The organism is Pseudoduganella sp. UC29_106, assembly GCF_044055365.1.
Taxonomy (GTDB): Bacteria; Pseudomonadota; Gammaproteobacteria; order Burkholderiales; family Burkholderiaceae_D; genus Rugamonas.
In genome coordinates this window covers 1,163,658-1,183,358 of the sequence record NZ_CP171977.1, presented here as the reverse complement: position 1 = coordinate 1,183,358, position 19,701 = coordinate 1,163,658, and the positions used below count along the sequence as shown (strand labels likewise).

Annotated in this window: 26 protein-coding genes and 1 pseudogene; 20 read left to right on the top strand and 7 right to left on the bottom strand. The window is 59.5% G+C overall.

Annotated features, from left to right (window positions below):
• The first annotated feature begins 22 nt into the window (after positions 1 to 22).
• The 17 genes and pseudogenes from ACHMW6_RS06130 to ACHMW6_RS06050 all read left to right on the top strand — a co-directional run bounded on the left by ACHMW6_RS06130 (position 23) and on the right by ACHMW6_RS06050 (position 10,871).
• The gene (locus ACHMW6_RS06130; protein WP_395406245.1) at positions 23 to 1,627 is read left to right on the top strand and encodes a hypothetical protein; all 1,605 of its coding nucleotides are present in this window, start codon (positions 23 to 25) and stop codon (positions 1,625 to 1,627) included.
• A 3-nt stretch (positions 1,628 to 1,630) separates the two neighbouring features.
• A pseudogene (locus tag ACHMW6_RS06125) lies at positions 1,631 to 2,506 on the top strand (recombination-associated protein RdgC); the annotation flags it as partial.
• 550 nt (positions 2,507 to 3,056) lie between these two features.
• Positions 3,057 to 3,740, top strand: a complete 684-nt coding sequence (locus ACHMW6_RS06120; RefSeq protein WP_395406244.1) for a hypothetical protein — start codon at positions 3,057 to 3,059, stop codon at positions 3,738 to 3,740.
• Positions 3,741 to 3,941: 201 nt separating this feature from the next.
• The gene (locus ACHMW6_RS06115; RefSeq protein WP_395406243.1) at positions 3,942 to 4,121 is read left to right on the top strand and encodes a hypothetical protein; all 180 of its coding nucleotides are present in this window, start codon (positions 3,942 to 3,944) and stop codon (positions 4,119 to 4,121) included.
• Entirely contained in the window at positions 4,118 to 4,366 is a 249-nt protein-coding gene (locus ACHMW6_RS06110) for a hypothetical protein (RefSeq protein ID WP_395406242.1), read from the top strand. The genes ACHMW6_RS06115 and ACHMW6_RS06110 overlap by 4 nt, the downstream gene beginning before the upstream one ends.
• A 14-nt stretch (positions 4,367 to 4,380) precedes the next feature.
• Positions 4,381 to 4,683 carry a hypothetical protein gene (locus ACHMW6_RS06105; protein ID WP_395406241.1) on the top strand — a complete coding sequence of 101 codons (303 nt, stop codon included), beginning with the start codon at positions 4,381 to 4,383 and terminating at the stop codon, positions 4,681 to 4,683.
• A gap of 3 nt (positions 4,684 to 4,686) precedes the next feature.
• Positions 4,687 to 4,854 carry a hypothetical protein gene (locus tag ACHMW6_RS06100; RefSeq protein ID WP_395406240.1) on the top strand — a complete coding sequence of 56 codons (168 nt, stop codon included), beginning with the start codon at positions 4,687 to 4,689 and terminating at the stop codon, positions 4,852 to 4,854.
• Entirely contained in the window at positions 4,851 to 5,645 is a 795-nt protein-coding gene (locus ACHMW6_RS06095; RefSeq protein WP_395406239.1) for a hypothetical protein, read from the top strand. The genes ACHMW6_RS06100 and ACHMW6_RS06095 overlap by 4 nt, the downstream gene beginning before the upstream one ends.
• Before the next feature lie 14 nt (positions 5,646 to 5,659).
• Positions 5,660 to 6,022 (top strand): DUF6527 family protein, encoded by a 363-nt coding sequence (locus ACHMW6_RS06090; protein ID WP_395406238.1) that lies wholly within the window; start codon positions 5,660 to 5,662, stop codon positions 6,020 to 6,022.
• Positions 6,023 to 6,047: 25 nt separating this feature from the next.
• Complete coding sequence (locus ACHMW6_RS06085; RefSeq protein ID WP_395406237.1) at positions 6,048 to 7,022, top strand: hypothetical protein; 975 nt, start codon at positions 6,048 to 6,050, stop codon at positions 7,020 to 7,022.
• Positions 7,015 to 7,215 (top strand): hypothetical protein, encoded by a 201-nt coding sequence (locus ACHMW6_RS06080; protein WP_395406236.1) that lies wholly within the window; start codon positions 7,015 to 7,017, stop codon positions 7,213 to 7,215. Before ACHMW6_RS06085 ends, ACHMW6_RS06080 begins: the two co-directional genes overlap by 8 nt.
• A 23-nt stretch (positions 7,216 to 7,238) precedes the next feature.
• Complete coding sequence (locus ACHMW6_RS06075) at positions 7,239 to 8,147, top strand: hypothetical protein (RefSeq protein WP_395406235.1); 909 nt, start codon at positions 7,239 to 7,241, stop codon at positions 8,145 to 8,147.
• A complete protein-coding gene (locus ACHMW6_RS06070) occupies positions 8,144 to 8,419 on the top strand; it encodes a DNA-directed RNA polymerase subunit alpha C-terminal domain-containing protein (RefSeq protein ID WP_395406234.1) in 276 nt (91 codons plus the stop codon). The genes ACHMW6_RS06075 and ACHMW6_RS06070 overlap by 4 nt, the downstream gene beginning before the upstream one ends.
• Positions 8,420 to 8,630: 211 nt before the next feature.
• Positions 8,631 to 8,867, top strand: a complete 237-nt coding sequence (locus tag ACHMW6_RS06065; RefSeq protein ID WP_395406233.1) for a DUF4224 domain-containing protein — start codon at positions 8,631 to 8,633, stop codon at positions 8,865 to 8,867.
• Positions 8,868 to 8,892: 25 nt separating this feature from the next.
• Positions 8,893 to 10,125 (top strand): hypothetical protein, encoded by a 1,233-nt coding sequence (locus ACHMW6_RS06060; protein WP_395406232.1) that lies wholly within the window; start codon positions 8,893 to 8,895, stop codon positions 10,123 to 10,125.
• Positions 10,126 to 10,396: 271 nt separating this feature from the next.
• Complete coding sequence (locus tag ACHMW6_RS06055) at positions 10,397 to 10,702, top strand: type II toxin-antitoxin system HigB family toxin (RefSeq protein ID WP_395406231.1); 306 nt, start codon at positions 10,397 to 10,399, stop codon at positions 10,700 to 10,702.
• A gap of 1 nt (position 10,703) precedes the next feature.
• Complete coding sequence (locus ACHMW6_RS06050; protein WP_395406230.1) at positions 10,704 to 10,871, top strand: hypothetical protein; 168 nt, start codon at positions 10,704 to 10,706, stop codon at positions 10,869 to 10,871.
• 51 nt (positions 10,872 to 10,922) lie between these two features.
• On the opposite strand, the gene ACHMW6_RS06045 is transcribed toward ACHMW6_RS06050, so the two are convergent.
• Both ACHMW6_RS06045 and ACHMW6_RS06040 read right to left on the bottom strand, forming a co-directional pair.
• On the bottom strand, positions 10,923 to 11,183 hold the full coding sequence (locus ACHMW6_RS06045; RefSeq protein ID WP_395406229.1) for a hypothetical protein: 261 nt from the start codon (positions 11,181 to 11,183) through the stop codon (positions 10,923 to 10,925).
• 162 nt (positions 11,184 to 11,345) lie between these two features.
• Positions 11,346 to 12,899, bottom strand: coding sequence for an alpha-N-arabinofuranosidase (locus ACHMW6_RS06040; protein WP_395406228.1), 1,554 nt, complete (start codon positions 12,897 to 12,899; stop codon positions 11,346 to 11,348).
• A 121-nt stretch (positions 12,900 to 13,020) separates the two neighbouring features.
• On the opposite strand from ACHMW6_RS06040, the gene ACHMW6_RS06035 reads away from it, so the two are divergent.
• Both ACHMW6_RS06035 and ACHMW6_RS06030 read left to right on the top strand, forming a co-directional pair.
• Positions 13,021 to 13,749: a hypothetical protein gene (locus ACHMW6_RS06035; RefSeq protein WP_395406227.1), complete on the top strand. Its 729-nt coding sequence runs from the start codon at positions 13,021 to 13,023 to the stop codon at positions 13,747 to 13,749.
• Between the two features lie 73 nt (positions 13,750 to 13,822).
• A complete protein-coding gene (locus tag ACHMW6_RS06030) occupies positions 13,823 to 14,287 on the top strand; it encodes a hypothetical protein (RefSeq protein ID WP_395406226.1) in 465 nt (154 codons plus the stop codon).
• A gap of 204 nt (positions 14,288 to 14,491) precedes the next feature.
• Here the strand turns inward: ACHMW6_RS06030 and ACHMW6_RS06025 are convergent, their stop codons facing one another.
• Together ACHMW6_RS06025 and ACHMW6_RS06020 are read right to left on the bottom strand one after the other, a co-directional pair.
• Positions 14,492 to 14,845, bottom strand: a complete 354-nt coding sequence (locus ACHMW6_RS06025; protein ID WP_395406225.1) for a hypothetical protein — start codon at positions 14,843 to 14,845, stop codon at positions 14,492 to 14,494.
• Between the two features lie 82 nt (positions 14,846 to 14,927).
• Positions 14,928 to 15,491 carry a hypothetical protein gene (locus tag ACHMW6_RS06020; RefSeq protein ID WP_395406224.1) on the bottom strand — a complete coding sequence of 188 codons (564 nt, stop codon included), beginning with the start codon at positions 15,489 to 15,491 and terminating at the stop codon, positions 14,928 to 14,930.
• A gap of 173 nt (positions 15,492 to 15,664) precedes the next feature.
• On the opposite strand from ACHMW6_RS06020, the gene ACHMW6_RS06015 reads away from it, so the two are divergent.
• Positions 15,665 to 16,828, top strand: coding sequence for an acyltransferase family protein (locus ACHMW6_RS06015; protein WP_395406223.1), 1,164 nt, complete (start codon positions 15,665 to 15,667; stop codon positions 16,826 to 16,828).
• Between the two features lie 78 nt (positions 16,829 to 16,906).
• Here the strand turns inward: ACHMW6_RS06015 and ACHMW6_RS06010 are convergent, their stop codons facing one another.
• From ACHMW6_RS06010 to ACHMW6_RS06000, 3 genes are all read right to left on the bottom strand, one after another.
• Complete coding sequence (locus tag ACHMW6_RS06010) at positions 16,907 to 17,245, bottom strand: energy transducer TonB (protein WP_395406222.1); 339 nt, start codon at positions 17,243 to 17,245, stop codon at positions 16,907 to 16,909.
• Positions 17,246 to 17,285: 40 nt separating this feature from the next.
• Complete coding sequence (locus tag ACHMW6_RS06005; RefSeq protein WP_395406221.1) at positions 17,286 to 17,618, bottom strand: energy transducer TonB; 333 nt, start codon at positions 17,616 to 17,618, stop codon at positions 17,286 to 17,288.
• A gap of 80 nt (positions 17,619 to 17,698) precedes the next feature.
• Positions 17,699 to 19,447 carry a methyl-accepting chemotaxis protein gene (locus tag ACHMW6_RS06000; protein WP_395406220.1) on the bottom strand — a complete coding sequence of 583 codons (1,749 nt, stop codon included), beginning with the start codon at positions 19,445 to 19,447 and terminating at the stop codon, positions 17,699 to 17,701.
• Between the last annotated feature and the right edge of the window lie 254 nt (positions 19,448 to 19,701).

Sequence of the window (19,701 nt, the reverse complement as noted above, 5' to 3'; positions counted from 1 at the left end):
GCCGCAACCTAACGGAGAGAACATGGAAGTCATCGAGCGCGTGCTCAACACCCATTCAAGCGACTACGACGAATACGTCCAGCGCATCAATGATCGCTTCAACACCATCACTGGCCCGATCTTCGAAACCGATGCTGCCGGCCTGTACGAGGCCTATCTGGCATCGTTCACCGATGCCGCCGACCGCCAGTACCACACCTGTTCGTGCTGCAAGCAGTTCATCGAGCGCTTCGGTGGCCTGGTCATGGTCGATACCAGCGGCGGCGCAACGAATGGCCTGTTGATCCCTGCCATCTGGGATGAGGCGGACGCGCCCGAGCACTACAAGCCCGCAATCGCCGCCATGGCACGCCTGGTGCGCCGAGCAAAGATCACCATGCCATTCCTGTCCAGCGAGCAGCAGTATGGCACCCTGGTCAGTGTCGCGAAGGCCACCCGCGCAGTCTGGCATCACTTCGGCGTGCGCCCTGTCGCCTCCCGCATCTTCCGTGGATCGCGCCTGAAAAACGCCTTTCAGGCCGCTTCGGAAAAGCGCGAAGAATACAACTCCGTCAGCGTGGCCCTATCCGAATACAGCAAGGATACCTGCGACACCGCACTGCGCCTTTTGAAGAATGATCAGTTGGGCAACAGCGAAGCAGTACTCGGCCAAGCCCAATTCCTGGTCGATCTGCACGCTGCCCGCGCCGACAGCATGAACATGCATAACACCACCTGGCACCTCGTTGCGAGCGCCCCGGCTGGCTTCTGCCATCCGCGCTCCAGCATGATCGCAACGCTGCTAGATGATATTCAGGCGGGTAAAAGCTTCGAGCAGGCCGAAGCAGCGTGGAATGCCAAGATGCATCCGCTGCGCTATCAGCGCCCAAAGGCCGCGCCTTCAGCCGGCAACATCGCCGCAGCCGAGAAGATGTTTGCCGAACTGGGCTTGGCGCCAGCATTGAAGCGCCGCATCGCGCGGCTGGACGAGATCCCGAAGATTTGGGAGCCTCGCGCACAGCCAGTCAAGCCGGAGGGCGGTGTGTTCGGCCATCTGATCCCTAAGGGTGCCGCTACGACCATGAGCATGGCCCCGCCAGCCATTTCGATCACCATGGAGAAGTTCGCGCGCACCGTCGCGCCAGACGCTGAAAAGATCGAAGTCCAGCTTGGAAGTCGCGCAAATTTCATCGCCATTACGACAGCGGTCGAAGCCGATGCGCCAAAGCTGTTCCAGTGGGATCACCCATTTGCATGGTATGTGTGGCACGGCGGCGCAATGCCATCGCAATACGGCCTGTCCGTTGGCTGGGTCAACGTCGTCGGCATCACCCGCCTCCCCGCCCGCTGGAACGACGAAGGTACCGACCACTTCAAACACCACGGCGACGGCATCATCCTTCTCGTGGACGGTGCGCGCGAAACGCGCGTTGCGGGCAATGCACTCTTCCCGGCCTGTCTGCGCGCCGAACTGCGCGAAGTCCGCAGCACCATCGAAAGCTTCTCGAAGCGCGCCAATATGGAAGGCTTGAAAGACGGTTCGGCTATCGGCATCGACCTGCGCCAGGGCGGCGAGGCATTCCCAGTGAATGTGCGCGTGACATCTGCCGGCCAAATCCAATCCTACAAAATCGATCGTTGGGACTGAGCCATGTTCAAGCAACTCCAAATCTACCGCCTTCGTCCCGGCATCACCGCCGAAGCACTGGCGGCCGCCCTGATCCCTGGCCAGTTCGCGGACCTTACAGGCTCCGACCTGATGCGCAGCGGCTGGATCGCCCCACGTGGTGGTGAACTGGTTCACGTCGTCCACGGCCAGTGGCTGCTGAACCTGCGCACGGACAAGCGCTTACTGCCATCCAAAGTCGTCAACGAAGCCGCCAAGGCCCGCGCCAAGGAACTGGAAGACCAGCAAGGCTTCGCGCCCGGCAAAAAGGCCTTCAAGGAACTGAAAGAGCGCGTCTTCGATGAAATGCTGCCACGCGCCTTCCCTCAAAAGTCTGTTACGCAAGTCTGGATCGACCCTCGCAACGGGTGGCTCTGCGTGGACGGCACCGCATCGCGCGCTGACGACGTGATCAAGCACCTCCTGAAAGCCGTGGACCGTCTGCCGGTGGAATCGCTGCGCGTGAAGCGCTCGCCGGTTTCCGTGATGACCGAATGGCTGAATGAAGACGAGGCGCCGGCCGGCTTCACCATCGACCAGGATGCGACGATCAGAGCAGCGGGCGAAAACAAAGCATCCGTGACCTATAAGCGCTCACTGCAAGCCGATGATGTGCGCCGCCACATTGCAGCCGGTAAGCAGTGCGTCAAGTTGGCCATGACCTGGGACAGCAAGATCAGCTTCGTGCTGACTGAAGCGCTGGATGTGAAGTCCATCAAGCCTCTGGACATCCTGAAGGAAAACGAAGCGTCAACGCGGAACGACGAAGAACGCTTCGATGCCGATTTCGCATTGACGACAGGCGAACTGGCGAAGTTGCTGCGCGATCTGGTGGGAGCGCTGGGCGGCTTGGCCGATGACGACCAACCAGCTGAAACCGCCAGCATGATCGGCTTGATGCGACAGCACGGCGCGACCATCGACAGAGTGACTGTGGGCGGCAGTGAGAAGGCTGAGCGCGCCGTAGAGCTGACCGCCGACCTGTACAAGGTCCGCGCCATGCACCGCGACATTCTCAACGAACTGTACTTCAAGACGATTGAGCCGGTTATTGTCCGCGTGCGTGAGCGCATGGTTGAAACTGGAGAAGGGGTGCTCAAGTCCGCAATCGAGCTTGCGAAAGCCTTGCCTCCGGGCTCGCAGTCGGGGCAACTCTTCCTGGTGGCGGCCGTTGAAATCATGGCGCCGACCGCAAAGCAGACTACCGACAAGGAGGCAGCATGATCGACCTCACCTTCCCCGCCACGCGCACTGTGCACTGCCCGACTGGACCGGTGCACTGCTGCGCCAAACACGCCGCAAAGCTCATGGGTTTGATGAGCTTCATGGGTGCATCTACTACGGGTAGCCCTGCTCCAGTTGGTGCGCAGTGCTCTAACTGTGTGAATGAAGCTAAGGCTAGGGAGGCGGCATGATCGACCGTGACGGAAGTGAGGCGCGTTTCCTAAAGGACGTGGCCGAGCATCAGATGCAGGTCATCCGGGACGATGGCGTGAACCGCCACATTCGCTTCAAGCGGCCCGACACCAGCTGTTACTACTTCGACCTGATTACTTGGCCGGGGCACCTCTGCTACACCGGAGATATGGGCACCTACGTGTTCCAGCGGACGACGGATATGTTCGAGTTCTTCCGCACGGATCGCAAGTATCAGGATGGCGCCAGCAAGCTGAAAATCAACTTGAGCTATTGGACTGAGAAACTGATCGCGGTGGATGGAAGCCGCGGCGGCGGCAAGGTCAAGGAATTCGATGAGGACAAGTTCAAGCGCGTCATCAACGAATACAGGGTTGGCTGGATGCGAGACGCCAAGGAAAGCGGCTCGCTTAACAAGGACGGGCGCCGCGACCTCTGGGAAGCTGTTGACGACGAGGTGATGCGCGCACTGGAGGATGGCGGTGATCGCGCGCAATACGCCGCATTTGACTTCCACTTCAACGCAGCCAGCGGTGGACGGGGATACGGTTGGCACTTTGAAGACCTGTTCGAACGCGACTTCACCGAATATACACATAGCATCGTCTGGTGCTGCTACGCGTTGGCTTGGGGCATCGAGAAGTATGACGCGGCCAAGGTTGAAGAGGTTGCAGCATGAGCCTCCACTCCTGCCACAGCAACCCACGCCCGAACGGCCGCCCTTATGTCGTTCAGGATGGATGGCACGAATACAAGCAAGGCGACACCGTTGTTCGCGTTGCGCGCTGGATCGAAATAGACGGCCCTATCGCGCCGGACTGTGAAGGTGGGCGCGTTGCTGATCCTGGTTGTTTTGACTGCCTCACCTCACGGAGAAATCATGCTGATCTCGCTTCTCATCATCCTTTTGTCTGGTCCCGGTGAGCCGGTCGTCTTCGGCGTCATGGGCGAGTTCCGCAACCAGAGCGAGTGCTGGGCAACCGTGCGCGAGGCTGAAATGCCGGATGAAATGCGCCGCAAGCTCTCCTGCATTGAAGTGCGTAAGCCGAGGGATGCATGAGCATCGCAACGATTGGCGACGTGCTGGACGCCTCGCTGCAGCACCCGGCTACTGAGGACTGCCCGCATTGCAGCGGTTACGGCTCGCGCCAACTGCCCTACATGTACTTCGTCTCAGTATGCGCGGAATGCAAAGGCACCGGCAAGCGTGAGGTGGTCGAGGCAGCAGCGCCCGAACCATCGCGGCCAGGCCTCGGTGACGAGATCAAGCCGGAACTTCTGTCGAGGCGGCTGCGGAGCTGGTAATGAGGATCGGAGAAATGATGACCACACGTGAAGCACTAATGCAGCGCATCGAACAAACCTTCGATGCGAACTGCGGCAAGCACCCAGAGCACGTCGCAAAGCGGCTGGAGGATATCTGCTGGCAGGTTGACCAGTGGGCGCGGGAGGATGAGCGCCAGGCGCAGGCGGCAAGGATCTCAGGACTGATTGATTTGCTCTGGTGCGCAATCCGTGTCGTAAAAAAAACGGATGAAGCCGAGGCTGAACGAATCGCAACCGGTGCCCGCAGAACGCTTGCCGCGGTTCTCCCCGCCTCTCCAGTAAGTAAACAAGGATAAGCCATGATTAGTGCAATTACGCGACTTCTGCTGCGCATGGTCCCTGAAAGCTATCTGCTGAAGCACGGGCTGTGGGATGAGTGCAGCGGCGACCCGATCAATCTGGAAGCGCAAGAATTTGACCGCCGTGATTACGGCTGGCCACATTACACATCGAAGGATAAGCCATGAGCGACCTGATGTTTTACGGTGTCTTGCAGATGCCCTACGAAATGGCGATGTCGGACGAGATTAGCCGCTTCCAGTTTTACAGCCGCGTACAGGAAGCCGTTCGCCGCCTTCAAGCCGCAGAAGCAGCTCTCGCCGCATCGCAGACTTGCGTAGCTAAGCCGGAATTGCCGGTGAAGACTTGGCAGGAGCGAACAGAAGAAGGTTGGAGGATGGAGGTCATCGCTGGTCTTGGTCAAGCATTCTATCGTTCTGAGCGAGCGATTTGCCACAGGGAAGCCGAAATCGCCGACCTTCGCGCCGCTCTCAGCGCCAGTGGGCAGACTGCACAGGCTGCGAAGGTGGAAGCACAATTCACGCAACCGGACTACAGCGAAATGAGCCGCGATGCTCTGGAGCGTCATGCCGCGCGTATGGCGCAGGCTTTGGCAAGTGATACCGAGCGCAAGTTCTACAACAAGCACGCCACAGGCCCGATGCTGCCGCCATCTTGCTTCTGCTGTGGGAAGTTGCCGAATAGGATCGCCATTCGCCACATGGAATTACCCGGCATCGTCGTATGTGAGGATTGCCGATCTGCCGCCCTCTCTCCAGCACCACACCCCAGCCAGGTAGCGCAGGACAAGCCGAAGATTGTTCCGGATTGGGAGCCATGTAACGAAGGCTGCGAGCGATCGCTTCCCCATGGTGGCTATCAGGACTGCCGCGATGAGCGTTGCGACTGCGATCCAGCGAAAGATTCGATTGCCCGTCAGCGCGCCGCTATCGCTGCCATCCAGCCTAAACCTGAATAACCGTAAGGGACGATATGAAAGCACAACCAGTAAAGCTGATTCCCGCGAAAGGCTACGAGCCTTGCGCCATCGAAGAATGCACGCACATCACCCTGAACATTCCCGGACCGAGCGGCAGGATCACCTTTCCTGTGATCCTCAAAGGCACGCGCGACGGCACGAACTGCTGGACTTGGAACGGCAGCGTCGATTCCCCTACCTTGCGCCCCAGTGTGAAAACCGAGGGCGTGGACTATTTCGGCACCGACTTCCTCTGCCACACCTGGATCAATGACGGCAACGCGCAATACCTTGATGACTGTACCCATGAACTGAAGGGACAGACGGTACCGCTGCACGACATCGAGCAGCGCAACGAAAACCACGTGCGCCCCTAACCGCCCACACCCACCAGGAATAATCATGAATAACGAAGAATTGCAGAAACTGAAAGATGCGAAGAATCGTATCGCATGCTACATCGATCCGCGCGAAGCGCCGCATGATGACATCGAATTTGTCTTGTCGAGCATTCCGAAATTGATCGCACGCATTGACGAACTCGATACGCCGTTCTGCGTGAAGTGCGGCGGAACGGAGATTTGCAATGCTTCCGCACTGGATGAAGCGACAAAGCCTTTTGAGCAGGATGACGAATATAAGGCATTCATCGCAGCGCATCGTGCGCAAGTCATGAAAACAGTAAAGGAACCCAGCGAAGAAATGGTTCTGTGGCATGCAAGCCGACACTGGGACGGCAAGCCCGGTGAAATGTGGCGCGCGCGTGCTGCCCTGGCCGCCGAGAAATCGCTTGCTGCTCCCACAACGCAGCCCATCCCAACGCCAACTGAGCCTTATTTCGTAGGCCTACTGAACGCGCAATATGCCATTGTGGGCCGCACATCGGACGGGCGGGACATCGATCTACCAGTGTTTGGCGATGGCTCGAAGGATGGGAAGACTTTACTGCTCGTAAGTTTGCCCGATCCGGCTCCCACAGCGATGCAGCCAGTGGCGGTGGTCGACGCGAACGACGATGGCATGTGGGCTGACATTCTGCCCAACGTGACCGTGAAAGTCGGCCAGCCTCTCTATGCCGCTGCCCAAGCACCAGCACAGGCGGATAGTCGGGATGCGGTCCTGCCTGCCGACGTGATTGCATGGCTTGACGCCGAGACGGCACGAATTGCGGCCGTCCACGAATACAACGCCGCTATTGAAGCAGCAAAGCGCTTTGGCTGGCCGGGTCCCGACACAAACCCGCAGTATCAGAAGATGAACACCGCCGGCAATGCTGCACACAAGTTGATCCATCCAGCCTATGAAGCACTGATCGCTTACCGTGCCGCCATGTCCACTACTGGCGATGCCGCCATAGGGGAGAAAGGGAATGGCTAACGAAATCTCCAAAGTGCTTGAAGATGCTGAGGCTGCTATAAGCATGGCGCTTGGAAAAGCTTTGAATGAGCCTCTGGGCCGATCAAAGAATGGAAAACTGCGCATTGGCCTACTCAGCGAGCAGCACCGCCTTGCGAGCCTCTTGCTAAAGCTGCGCGCATCAAAACGATTCTTCGACCATCACGGCATGTAACCGCCACCAGGAGAGCAACCAAAATGACAGATAACGAGAACAAACCCGCTGCCGTGCTGGAGCCGAAATTTCAGACGAAAGAGTACGCACAGTACGAATGCCATCATTGCGGCTCTGGACTCACTGTGCACAAGGCAAGCGCAGTACCGGAATTATTTGCGGAGAAGACCATTCCTATCTTGAAGCCGACTCAGTCATTTCATCCGTTTGATAATCGGGTCAGCACCGAAGCTGTATTCGTTGAAGTGACCGTGCCATGCCGAAAACCTGCCGCCGCTGCACCACAGGCCGAGGAAGCGCCAGCCGGTATCTCGATTCAAGATCTGGTAGCGGAGCGTCGCAAAGATCCGCGAAAGGCTGCGGCCTTGGATCGCGTAAAAGATGCGCATTCGGCTGCTGCCGCCCCTGAGCACGTACAGCCAAGCATCGCCGACGATCCAGAATTTCGCGCTATGTATCTGACTTGCGCGGGAACGCTTCTTTGGACAGAAGAAGGCTTTCGCCAGAAGACCGCATACATCGACGCCAAGCTGACCCAGGCACGCGTGGAAGGAGCAGAGCCATACTGCGATCTGGTGCGAGAAATCTGTTTCCAGCTTTCGTGTGGTGGCTACAACTCCGAGGGCCTGATGCCAGTAGAAACTGCGCGGCAGAAGATTGCAGCCGGCATCGACATGCTGGTGCAACCTTGGCGTGAACGCGCAATAAAAGCCGAAGCACAGCTCGCTGCCATCCGTGCAGGAGTGGAAGGGCTGGCGGCTTACAGCCGCGAGATGCGCGGCGGCCAGCACGGGCGGATTGGCTTTGAAGACTTCTATGCGACCGCCGACGTGCTCACCCTCTTCCGCCAACCAGCGCCAGCATGTGAAGTCTGCGCCGGCACCAATACTGCGTTTGGTAAGCGGTGTGAGTGCAAAGGAGCGGCAGCATGAAGATAACTATCGAATTGAGTAGTGCCGCCGAGCTGTTGGAACTTAGTGATGTGCTGGCGAAGTTGAATAGCGCTTGCCTGGCTGCGCAAAAGGATCTCACGGGGTTGGATATCAACTTTCGCGTCCGAAACCGTCTTTTGAAGGCTGGCTTTTCATCCATTAAGGAATTACGGGCCTTGTCGGATGATGACTTGATGCGAATTCCAAATTTAGGCGGTCGCGCTGTGATAGACATTCGGGCCGCGATAGCGAGAATCGACGGTGCCTCATGACCCAAATGCAAATACTCTTCGAGCAGATGTGCTGGGAGCGCGGTTTACTCACCGGAAGCGCCCAGACGGCTCGTATCACATGGGAACCACGCACCAGGCATGGGTATGGTGGCAGAAGGCTTATGAGGCTGGCCAGCGCGATCCAGTAGTGGAAAAGAATCTGAAAGCTTAAGAAGGAGAGAGTGATGTCGGATATGAAAGGATATGCGGAATGAGCCACATCAGCTATTTGTCCGCCGATGAACTGGCCGAGCTAGTTCAGTGCAAGCCGAACCAGCGGAGTAAGATGGTCACGTGGCTGACCATGAATCGCTGGAAGTTCGAAGTGGGGTCGTCCGGACTGCCGCGCGTGGCGCGCGCCTATCACGACCGCAAGATGGGCATTTCCGAAGAGAAAGCGAACACGAAGCATGCCGAAGCCCCAAACCTCCAAGCCTTCGCCACGTAGAGAATTCCTGCGCGGCGCTGAGCGCGTGCAGAAGTACGTCGGCGTGCGCAAGGTGTCCTTCTACTACCAGCACGCCGACAAGAAAAGCGAGACGCTGGCGACTGCTCCGACCGGCGACCGCGCCGCCATCGCCGACGCCGAACGCATCGCGCGGCGCAAAGCGCTGGACATCCAGCAGGGCCAGGTCGTTGCCGGATCCGTCGCCTCGCTGATCGAGCGCTTTGAGGAAGAAGTGGCGCCGACACACTACCGCGATCAGTCGAAGGAAGGCAAAGCGGTTCGCTCCTCCACGTACAAGAATTTGAAGGCGTTCTTCGGCCAGATGGCGCCGATGTCGCTCAAGACCGTGCACGGCTACCAGTACCTGGACGCCCGGGCGAGCGCCGGAGCGCCAGCCAAGGCCAATAAAGAACTGTCGCTCATGTCCACGATCTGCCACTACGCCGTGCGCTGGGGCGTGATAGAGGCCAACCCGTTCACGGACATGATGCAGAACAAGACCGACAAGGACACGCGCGTCATCAGCCGCAGCCAGGTCGTGCAGTTCTACCTCTGGTGCCAGCGCCAGGACAATCGCACTGCGCGCTTGATGGGCTGCATGGCCTTATTCACTTACCTCACTGGCTTCAGGACCGCCGAGGTCCGCCCCATGCTGAAAACGGCCTGCACCGCGCAAGGCGTGGAAACGATCGGCGCGAAGCGTAAGCGCGGCGAGGTTGAGGTTGTGAAGCTGCGCGAATGGTCGCCCCGGCTGCGCATGGTTGTGAAGCGGATCGAGCAAGCCCAGGTATTCATGCCGGCCGTGCCCACTGAGGTAGCCGAGCTCATGGCGCGCGTTGCTATCCTGATTGCCAAAGGCGAGAGCGCGAAGCGCGCCACGGCTGCTGTTGGCATGAAGGAGCCCACGTATTACTACTGGATCAAGCGGATCCGGAAAGACGAGCGGGTCAGGCCGAAGGAGTCCACTTACATGTTTCCAGCAGCGGGCGGCAAGAGCTACACGAAAGGCGGCCTGGCGTCATCTTGGCAGGAGGTAATGCTCGCCTATATCTCGAACATCGACGGTGCCGTGACCGAGAAGACGCTCACACAACACGTCCAATACTTTGCCCCTCTGGACATCCGGCCGGCAGCGATCACAACCAAGCTGGATAAGCGTTCGGTAGATGCCTACGACTTCGCTGCGCACGCCAATCCGGCCACAACCCACCGTCATTACGACCGCCGAAAAGTGAAGAAAGCAAGCGCCACGGAGTGATAGAATTTTCCGACGGGTGACCGCAAACCCGCATGAAATGGTGTGATAAATTGCGGCATCGTCGGAAAAATAAAACTGCAATATCTTTTGTTATCAATGACTTGCAGTAAGTTCGCTACCGGATTGTGATTCCTGTTGTCGTGGGTTCGAGCCCCATCAGCCACCCCACCGAATTCACGAAGAAGGCTTGATGCTCCGGCATCAAGCCTTTTTTGTTTTTTGCTTGACGCGACGCAGTACCCTGCGCCCTTCCGAAGGCTACGATCCTCCAATGAGAGTGATCAAAAAACAAACACTGGTCCGGTTCTGGCAGTCCCATCCTCCAGCTGAACCTCCCCTTCGCACGTGGCTCGCGATTGCCTCAAGAGCCACCTGGCACACTCCAGCTGATATCAAGGCTTTTGATCGCTCGGCCAGCTTCGTGGCCCGAAACCGCATAGTGTTCAATATCGGCGGCCACCGGTTTCGCCTGATAGCATGCGTTGCCTATGACTTCCAGGCGATGTACATTAAATTCATCGGCACTCACACCGAGTATGACAAGATCGACGCCGCCACTGTCGATATGGAGTATTGAGATGAACAGGCAGGTGCTTGCAAGCCAGGAAGAATATGAGCTCGCAGTCCGCGAACTTGCTGTGCTATTTGACGATCCTCCGCAGCCGCAAACGCCGGAGGGAGAACGCTTTGCGGCGCTGATTGACATGGTGGATCAATACGAGCAGAGCCAGTTTCCCGTCCCCTGACCGCGGCGCGACGCAAACGAAGCAAAAAGCCGGCTTGTGCCGGCTTTGTTGTTAGTCCAGCGCGCAGGAGGGCGGGAAGGCGTCGAGGCGGAAGCCGTTGACTTCGATCAGGCGGTCGGCGCGGATCAGGTCGCCGGTGCTGAGGGTGATCCAGTCGGCGCCGGTGCGGGCGAAGACGTCGGTGATGGCGGCGGTGCGCTGCTGGGCGGAGCCGCTCTCGTCGAGGTAGCTGATGCTGACCGGCTTGCGCAGGGTCGCGAAGTCTTCGAGATGGTCGTGGAATTCGCAGTTGACGGGGATGTAGGCTTCCATAAGTACTCCTTATATATTTCGCTATTAAATCGCATACGATTAACACATCATCGGTTATGGAGGGGCGGAAGTCAAGGAGGAAATTGTGCGGCCGACGCCGGGGCCGCCGCGCGCGGCGCGGAGGCGCGGCAGGCGGCAGGCGGCGGGGGACGGGGGCGCGGGTTATTCGCTCAGGCTGAGCACGACGACCGACTTCGCAGGCAGGCGGGCGGTGAGCTTGCCGGCTTGGGCGGAGGCGGTGAACGGTGCGGGGGCGACGGGCGCGGAGGCGAAGGTGTTGTGGGCGTCCATGGCCGCGGCGGTCAGCACGCTGCCGGTGGCGGTGGCGACGCGGGCGCCGGAAACGGCAAGCGCCACCTCAGCCTCATGCCGTGGATCGGTGTTGACCAGCGCCACATAGAGCTTGCCGTCCTTGCCGCGTGCGGCCGAGGCGCTCACAGCGGGAATGGACTCCTTGCCGAACGCATAGCGCGGCGAGTTGGCCAGCCGCACAGGCAGCGAAGTAGCATCCTGGAACGGTTGGTACATCTTGAAGGCGTGATAGGTCGGCGTAAGCACCATCTTGTCGCCATCGGTCAGCACCATCGCCTGCAGCACATTGACCATCTGCGCAATATTGGCCAGGCGCACGCGGTCGGCATGGGCGTGGAAGATGTTGAAGTTCAGCGCCGCCACAATCGCATCGCGCAAGGTATTCTGCTGGGCCAGTGACCCGGGCTTGGAGCCGGGCGTGGACTCGTACCAGGTGCCCCACTCGTCCACCGCGAAAGTCAGCTTCTTCTTCGGATCGTTTTTCTCCAGCAGCGCCACATTGTCCGCGACCAGCTTCTCCATGCGCAGTGCCAGCTTCAGCGTGCCGATCCACGCATCCTCATTGAATCCGGTCGCCGGCGCCCAGCTGCGGAAGTTGCCGACAGGCGGCTGCACATAGTAGTGGAAGCTGATGCCGTCAAAGCGCATCGTCCACTGCTCGGGAACGTTCTTGCTGATGTAGTCGGTCCACAGCGTCGGATGGCCTTCGTTGCCGGTGCCTCCGCTAGCGATGATTTGCGTTTCCTTCGGCGCGCGCAGGAAGGTCGCCGTCTGGTTGTAGAGGTTCGTGTAATGCTGCACCGTCATCGACCCGCCGCAGCCCCAGGCTTCATTGCCGACGCCGAAGAAGGCGACCTTGTACGGCGCAGGATGTCCGTTCGCCGCGCGCTCGCGGGCCAGGGAGGAATTGCCGCCGGCGGTCATGTACTCGATCCACTCCGCCATCTCGTGCACGGTGCCCGAGCCGAGATTGCCGCTGATGTAGGCGTCCGCGCCGATCTGCTCGATCAGGTCGAAGAACTCGTGCGTGCCCACGGCATTATTCTCTTCGATGCCGCCCCAGCTGGCGTTGATGCGCGAGGGACGCTTGTCGCGCGGGCCGATGCCGTCGCGCCAGTGATAGAGGTCGGCGAAGCAGCCGCCGGGCCAGCGCACGACCGGCACGTGCAAGTCTTTCAGCGCGCCGACGACGTCATTGCGCCAGCCGCGCGTGTTCGGGATGGGAGAGTCCGGGCCGACCCACATGCCGCCGTAGATGCCGGTGCCGAGATGCTCGGCGAACTGTCCATACACGTTCTTGCTGATGACCGCGCCGGGCTTGCCGGCATCGATGGTCACGACCGTTGGCGCCGCGGCAGCTGCAGTAGATACCAGGGCACCGATCGCGAAACTGATGAATCGCATTCCTGTCTCCTTATTGGTTATCGATAACAAGATACGGGGAATTGCGTGGCGCGTCAACAATCAGGGCAGAAACTGTCCGCATGGCCGCATATGCTGGCCGCTTCAATCAGCAGAGGACGCCATGAGCAAATTTCCCGTAATCGAATTCCGCCGCTATACGACGGTGGACGGCAAGCGCGACCAGTTCGTGCGCTACTTTGAGACCCTGTTCCCGGAGGCTTTCCAGCAGCTCGGCGCGATGGCGCTGGGACAGTTCGCAGAGCGCGACAATGAAAACGGCTTCATCTGGATGCGCGGCTTCCAGACCTATGAGGACCGCGCCATCGTCAACGCGGCCTTCTACTACGGGCCGGTCTGGCAGGAGCACCGCTCCACACTGAACGGGCTGATGACGGACAGCGATAACGTGCTGCTACTGCGTCCCCTCACCCCGGAGCGCGGTGTGCCGCTGCTGCCGGCGGTTGATCCTGTGCTTGAGGCGGACGGAGCCCAGGGCGCGGCAATTGCGATCCTGTGCACGCCCAAGCCGGGCTGCATGGACAAGTTCGCGGCGCTGGCGGAGCCGAGCTTCCGGCGCTATCAGGAGGCCGGCATACGCGAGGCGGGCGTGCTGGTCACGCTGGATGCGGCGAATAACTTCCCGCAGCTGCCGGTCCGCAGCGACGGGCCGCACCTGGTGTGGTTGGGCGTGGCGGAGAGCGATGAGGCGCTGGCGGCAGCGCGCGATGTGCGGGCGCTGGTGGCGACCGACCTGCTGCGCGCACCGCCGGAGGTGATCAATCTGACGCCGACGCACCGGTCGCGTCTGCGCGCCGGGTTGCGCGGCGGCATCACAACGTTACAAAAATAAAAGGTTGAATGTTGTCGTATGACATCTTTTCGGCAGTAAAATGCTCATATTATTTGCATCAGGATATGAGTGTATGTCTGCCGAAAATACTATTGCCGGGATCTCGCATTACAGCAAGGACACCCCGGTGGGCCGTCCAAGCCAGGACGGCCGTGCCGGCGTGTTCGTGCCCACCGAGCACTTCGACCTCACCAGCTCGACCACCATCCGCAAAGGCTCGGGCATCGTCGCCTTCGGCAATCCGGACGGCACGCTGATGGTCTACTTCGAGGCCAACCGTTTCGATGAGAGCAGCCTGCACAAGTGGGAAAACAAGGCCCGCAAGGCTTACGACCGCATGGTCATGGCGGCGCCCACCGTGTCCAAGGCGAAGATGGACGCGAAAATGCTGGAATACATCGGCTATATCGATGGTACGGGGATTACCCTGCGTCAGCCGGAAAAGCTGCAAGCCTGGCTGGAGCTGGCGGATGCGATGGACACGGCGCCGGAATCGTCCAACATCACGTGGGAAAAGAGCAAAAGGCTAGTTACTTAACGACGAGCAATTGTCCTACAAACGCTTGGTCTTTTGGCCGATGCCTTCAGACGGCTCGGCGGCATAAGATGGGCACATGATTAAGGAGAACATCATGTCCCATCATCCTGTTGCAGGCAGCGCGCTGCTGCTGGGTTTGGTGGCCACGTCCACCTTCCTGCTGGTGACAGCAGACGTACTGGCCCACATCCCCTTCTTCGCTTATTAACGGTGACGGCCGCGCCACCAGCCACCGCCACGGCGGTTGCTGAACGCGAAGTCCAGCCCGATCGATACCGGCGGATAGTAGTAAGCAGGCGCTGGCGCATAAACCGGAGCAGGCACATATACCGGCTGTTCAACATACACTGGCTGCTGCGCATAGACTGGCGCCGGCTCGGTCGTGTACTCGACACGGCCACCCTGGGACGCTACCGTTCCGGGAGCCACAGGCGTTGACGACACCGTATGCCATTCATACGGATTTGCCGGACGCTGTGCGTAGTACGGCTGCTGCGCTGGAACTGCGCAACCTGCCAGGATCACAGCTGCTGCCGGCAGGACAAATAAGGTCTTCATAAAAATCTCCTTCCCACTTCCTACTATAGAGAATTTGAACGGCGCTTGCCGCGGTTTTACATTCCCTTACAGCGGGAAACGCTTAGATATACGGGATATCGCACTTGTCGATCGCCTTGCCATCTTCGCCCAGGCGCTGGGCGCAAATCGCATAGCTGATGCCGTAATCCATTTCCACACGGTAGACGCGGCCGTAGGGCAGCGCCACCGTCTGCAGCAGGTTCTTCTGATAGCTCAGGGCTGGCACGTCGGCCGGCACCGCCAGCGAAGTGTGATAGTTGCGGCGGCGGTCCTGCTGGCGGCGGTGCACGTCCACGTCCAGTCCCAGGTCGAGCGTGATGCCGCCCGGCTCATAGGCGTAGCGCGTGGTGCTGCGGGCCGCGCTCAGCACGCCCCAGGCGCAGGGCAAGCCTTGCGGGCAGTGCTTGATCTGGGCCAGCGGGAAGACTTCCTCGTGGTTCGCCAGCGCCGACAGCGGCCAGCTGGTGCGCGTGCCGTCCATCCTGCCGGACACAGGATTGGTCCAGGTCAGCGAATTGACCACCACAACGGTTTGCTTATCCTTGGCCGGATCGTTCGGATTGCGCCACATGGAGCAGCCGGAGGCCAGCAGGCCGATCAGGGGAAGGCAAAACAGGACTTTCATAAAAACATTATCCATGCAAACGATAGTTGCAGATTAACAGAAGCTGCGCGGACTTGGCGCGAAAAAAACCAGCCGATTGTCCATGGATTTAAGCGAGAATTGTGCCGAACTCAGCCACAGGGTGGCAGACCACTTGCCTGCTTATTCTTTTTGGATGTTTGGACGGGGAAAACATGACGAATTCGACGGCGATGCGCTGGCAGGCGCTCGACTGGCTGCGTGGACTCAGCATCATTGGCATGCTCTTCAATCTGACTCCTGGAGCATGGGAAAAGGAATATGATTGGATGATCCATGCGAAATGGGAAGGCGGCAATCTGATCGACATGGTGGCGCCGGCCTTCCTTTTCTGCATCGGCGCTGCACTGCCGCTGTCCCTCTCGAAGCGGATGAAGGCTGGCCAGTCGAAGGCCGTTCTCTGGCGTCGCGGGCTGTGGCGCGCGGCGGTGCTCGTCGCGGTGGGCCTGTTCCTGAACGGATATCCCGTTTTTGACGTCGCCCATATGCGCTTTCCCGGTGTGCTGCAGAAAATCGGCCTGGCCTTCGCGCTGGCGTTCAGCATTGTCCTGATGGCTACCCGACGTTCCGCCAACGGTGAAGCGGTGTTCAAGCCGCAGTTGCTGTGCGCCGCTATGGCTTTTATCCTCGTCTCCCACTGGGCTTTGCTCTATTTCGTGCCGGTGCCCGGCTTCGGCGCACCACGCTTCGACCCGCTCGGCAGTTGGCCAGCCTATATCGACCGGGGCCTGTTCACCGTCCCACACATGTTCATCTATTGGCCGGTGAACGGCCAAGTGCTCTTCGATCCGGACGGTCTGCTTAACGTCTATACGAGTTGCGCCAACATATTGATCGGCGTCCTGGCCGGGCTCGCTTATATGAGCGGCAAGGTAAGACGCCCGGTGCTCACGGCCTTTGCCGCCGGCGCGGCTTTGATGGCGGCAGCATTGGCACTGAGCGGGATCTGCCCGATCATCAAGAATATCCATACCGCGACCTTCGTGCTGTTCAGCGGAGGCTTTTCCCTGGCCCTGCTGGGCTTGTTCACGCTGCTCGCCGATCTTCCGAAATCCGACGCGGTTCTGTTCCCGCTGCAGGTCTACGGCGCGAATCCTCTGCTGGCCTATGTGACCTGCTTTCTGGTCGCACCGCTGCTTGATCACAACTGGGCTGCTCCCGGCGGCGCCTACGCATCCATCCGAAGCACTGGCCAGGAGGTCTTGAGCCGCGGGCTCGATCCCTATGCGGCGTCGTTCAGTTTTGGCCTGATCTACCTGGTAATCCTGTTTCTGGTGCTGAGGGCCTGCTACCGCCGCCATTGGTTCCTGAAACTCTGATCCTCTGCCTCTCAATGAAAAACGGCCCGTCGTCACTGCGACCGGGCCGTCAATTCCTGCTTTGCCGAGGGACGAGATTCAGTCCAGTTTCCATGCGTAGTCCACCTTGGTCCAGGTTTCGGCGGGTGCGCCGTCCTTCGAACCAGGCTTGAACTTGCAGGCGCTGATGGCCTTCACGGCAGCCTTGTCCAGGTTCTTGAAGCCGGAAGACTTCTCGACCTTGGAGTCCTTCACATCACCGCCAGCGGTGACCAGGAAGGCCATGGACACGGTGCCCTGCTCTTCGTTCATCAGGGATGCCTTCGGATATTCTGCCTTGCAACTCTTGGCGTCGAAGGAGGCTGGTACTTCGCCCGCGAAAGCGGCCGATGCGCTCATGAAGAGCACTGCTGCAACAACACTAGACTTCGTAGACATCTCGTTCCCCTAAATGGTTATGAAACTGAAAGGTCAGGAATTACAGGGCCCAGGCGTAGTCGACACGGGTCCAGGTCTGGGCGACCGCGCCGTCCTTGGTGCCAGGCTTGAACTTGCATGCGCTGATGGCTTTGATGGCGGCCTTGTCCAGGTTCTTGAAGCCGGAAGACTTCTCGACCTTGGAATCCAGCACCTCGCCGGAAGCGGACACCAGGAAGGACATGGACACGGTGCCCTGCTCTTCATTCAGCAGCGAAGCCTTTGGATAGTCGGCCTTGCAGTTCTTGGCGTCGAAAACGGCCGGGGTTTCGCCCGCGAAGGCGGCGCCGGACAGGAGGGTGGCAGCGATAAAACCAATCAGATGCTTATTCATTACAATTCCCAAAAGCGATTATTGAAAAACTTGTTATTAGCGCCGCCGGACTCGTGACCCGGCGGCGGGTACAGCTCAGATCAGAATTCTTCCCATTCGTCGGCGCTGGTTGCAGCAGCGACGACTTTCTTCTTTTCAGGCGCAGCGGCCGGAGCGGCAGCTTTGCGTGCAGGACGCGCGGCCGGCCTCGGTACAACTGCCACGGCGTGCTGGGTTGCGACCGGAGCCGGAGCGGCAACCGGTGCGGCCAGCATGCGTTCTTCGCCGGCTTCCAGCTTGAAGATCGAAACCACGCGGGCCAGTTCGGTGGCCTGGTCCTGCAGCGCTTGTGCAGCGGCGGCGGACTCTTCCACCAGCGCGGCGTTCTGCTGGGTCATTGCATCCATGTCGATGATGGAGCGGTTCACCTGCTCGATGCCGGCGCTCTGTTCCTGCGATGCGTTGGCGATCTCGGCCATGATGTCGGTCACGCGGCGTACGGAAGCCACCACTTCGTCCATCGTCACGCCAGCCTGGCCCACCAGCTTCGAGCCGCGCTCCACTTTCTCCACGGAGTCGCCGATCAGGGACTTGATTTCTTTCGCGGCGCCGGCGGAACGCTGGGCCAGGTTGCGCACTTCGGAGGCCACCACGGCGAAGCCGCGGCCCTGTTCACCGGCACGAGCTGCTTCAACCGCAGCATTCAGCGCCAGGATGTTGGTCTGGAAGGCGATGCCGTCGATCACGCCGATGATGTCCACGATCTTGTTGGCGGACTCGTTGATCGAGCTCATGGTGTCAACCACTTGCGATACGACTGCGCCGCCCTTGCGTGCCACGTCGGAAGCCGATGCGGCCAGCTGGTTTGCTTCGCGGGCATTGTCCGCGTTCTGCTTCACGGTGGAGGTCAGTTCTTCCATCGCGGAAGCGGTCTTCTCCAGCGAGGAAGCCTGCATTTCGGTACGGGACGACAGGTCGATATTGCCGGCAGCGATTTCGCGGGAAGCGGTGCCGATGGTTTCCGTGCCGGTGCGAACCTGGCCAACGATGCCCACCAGGCTGTTGCGCATTTCCTTCATTTCGACCAGCAGGGAATCCTTGTCGTTGGAAGCGGTGTCGATCTGCACGGACAGATCGCCGTTGGCGATGGAGCCGGCAATCGCCGCGGTGTAGTCAGGCTCGCCGCCCAGCTGCTTCAGCAGGCCGCGGGTGATCACCCAGGCTGCCAGCACGGACATCAGCACGGCGACGGCGCCCATGATGATCATGAACAGGCGGGCGCTGGAGAAACCGGCAGCGGCATCCGTCTTCACTTGTTCGTTCAGCTTGTCTTCCAGGCTGGCCAGCTGCTCCAGGCCTTCCATCCACTTCTTCTGCGCAGGACGGATTTCCTTGATCAGGATCTTGGTGGCGGATACGGCGTCATTCGCCAGCCACAGTTCGGAGGCCTTGGCGATGGCAGGCATGGCCACGACTTCGGCTTCCTTCACTTGCGCCAGCAGGGCTTTCTCTTCTGGGGTAGCGTTAGCAGCGTACAGCGCGCTCAGCTTTTTGGCGGCTTCGTCATACTTCTTGGCCTGCTCCTTGATGCGGGCCATTTCCGGCTCCATATCGCTGGCGTCGGCCATCAGGGTCAGGATGCGCAGGGAGGTGATGCGATCGGCGACGTTGTTGCGCATGTCCACCACCAGGCGGGTCGCAACAGTGTTAACACTAACAACATGATCCAATCGGTCCTGGATCTGAGCCATGCGGAAAATACCCACCACGGTAACGGCGACCAGGAACACCAGTACCAGTGCAAACCCGAGACCCAGGCGAGTCCCCACTTTCATTTTGCTCAAATTCATTTCGGCTCTTTAATTATTAATGACACACGTTGTTGATTGCACAGGGAATGCAAATGTTGTCTGCACCCACTGCCCCTTGCTTCCACGCAAGTATCGACAGTAGCAAACAATGACTGCGAATGCAAAGTTGCCGTTCGCCAAGAGCCGAAACCTGTCGTATTTCGACCGCAAACACACAGGAAATCGAGGGTGATTGTGTGTCTATCAGAAATTATAGTTGCCCTTATTGCCGCAGGGCAAGCAGAATCTGCTCA

Coding starts and splice junctions, on each gene's coding strand:
- ACHMW6_RS06045 (WP_395406229.1), bottom strand. CDS start 11,183: ATGGAAGCCTACATCCCCGTCAACTGCGAATTCCACGACCATCTCGAA.
- ACHMW6_RS06005 (WP_395406221.1), bottom strand. CDS start 17,618: ATGAATAAGCATCTGATTGGTTTTATCGCTGCCACCCTCCTGTCCGGC.
- ACHMW6_RS06025 (WP_395406225.1), bottom strand. CDS start 14,845: ATGAAGACCTTATTTGTCCTGCCGGCAGCAGCTGTGATCCTGGCAGGT.
- ACHMW6_RS06050 (WP_395406230.1), top strand. CDS start 10,704: ATGAACAGGCAGGTGCTTGCAAGCCAGGAAGAATATGAGCTCGCAGTC.
- ACHMW6_RS06020 (WP_395406224.1), bottom strand. CDS start 15,491: ATGAAAGTCCTGTTTTGCCTTCCCCTGATCGGCCTGCTGGCCTCCGGC.
- ACHMW6_RS06090 (WP_395406238.1), top strand. CDS start 5,660: ATGAAAGCACAACCAGTAAAGCTGATTCCCGCGAAAGGCTACGAGCCT.
- ACHMW6_RS06070 (WP_395406234.1), top strand. CDS start 8,144: ATGAAGATAACTATCGAATTGAGTAGTGCCGCCGAGCTGTTGGAACTT.
- ACHMW6_RS06000 (WP_395406220.1), bottom strand. CDS start 19,447: ATGAATTTGAGCAAAATGAAAGTGGGGACTCGCCTGGGTCTCGGGTTT.
- ACHMW6_RS06110 (WP_395406242.1), top strand. CDS start 4,118: ATGAGCATCGCAACGATTGGCGACGTGCTGGACGCCTCGCTGCAGCAC.
- ACHMW6_RS06100 (WP_395406240.1), top strand. CDS start 4,687: ATGATTAGTGCAATTACGCGACTTCTGCTGCGCATGGTCCCTGAAAGC.
- ACHMW6_RS06055 (WP_395406231.1), top strand. CDS start 10,397: ATGAGAGTGATCAAAAAACAAACACTGGTCCGGTTCTGGCAGTCCCAT.
- ACHMW6_RS06035 (WP_395406227.1), top strand. CDS start 13,021: ATGAGCAAATTTCCCGTAATCGAATTCCGCCGCTATACGACGGTGGAC.
- ACHMW6_RS06105 (WP_395406241.1), top strand. CDS start 4,381: ATGATGACCACACGTGAAGCACTAATGCAGCGCATCGAACAAACCTTC.
- ACHMW6_RS06085 (WP_395406237.1), top strand. CDS start 6,048: ATGAATAACGAAGAATTGCAGAAACTGAAAGATGCGAAGAATCGTATC.
- ACHMW6_RS06030 (WP_395406226.1), top strand. CDS start 13,823: ATGTCTGCCGAAAATACTATTGCCGGGATCTCGCATTACAGCAAGGAC.
- ACHMW6_RS06095 (WP_395406239.1), top strand. CDS start 4,851: ATGAGCGACCTGATGTTTTACGGTGTCTTGCAGATGCCCTACGAAATG.
- ACHMW6_RS06115 (WP_395406243.1), top strand. CDS start 3,942: ATGCTGATCTCGCTTCTCATCATCCTTTTGTCTGGTCCCGGTGAGCCG.
- ACHMW6_RS06040 (WP_395406228.1), bottom strand. CDS start 12,899: ATGCGATTCATCAGTTTCGCGATCGGTGCCCTGGTATCTACTGCAGCT.
- ACHMW6_RS06080 (WP_395406236.1), top strand. CDS start 7,015: ATGGCTAACGAAATCTCCAAAGTGCTTGAAGATGCTGAGGCTGCTATA.
- ACHMW6_RS06015 (WP_395406223.1), top strand. CDS start 15,665: ATGACGAATTCGACGGCGATGCGCTGGCAGGCGCTCGACTGGCTGCGT.
- ACHMW6_RS06010 (WP_395406222.1), bottom strand. CDS start 17,245: ATGTCTACGAAGTCTAGTGTTGTTGCAGCAGTGCTCTTCATGAGCGCA.
- ACHMW6_RS06120 (WP_395406244.1), top strand. CDS start 3,057: ATGATCGACCGTGACGGAAGTGAGGCGCGTTTCCTAAAGGACGTGGCC.
- ACHMW6_RS06065 (WP_395406233.1), top strand. CDS start 8,631: ATGAGCCACATCAGCTATTTGTCCGCCGATGAACTGGCCGAGCTAGTT.
- ACHMW6_RS06130 (WP_395406245.1), top strand. CDS start 23: ATGGAAGTCATCGAGCGCGTGCTCAACACCCATTCAAGCGACTACGAC.
- ACHMW6_RS06075 (WP_395406235.1), top strand. CDS start 7,239: ATGACAGATAACGAGAACAAACCCGCTGCCGTGCTGGAGCCGAAATTT.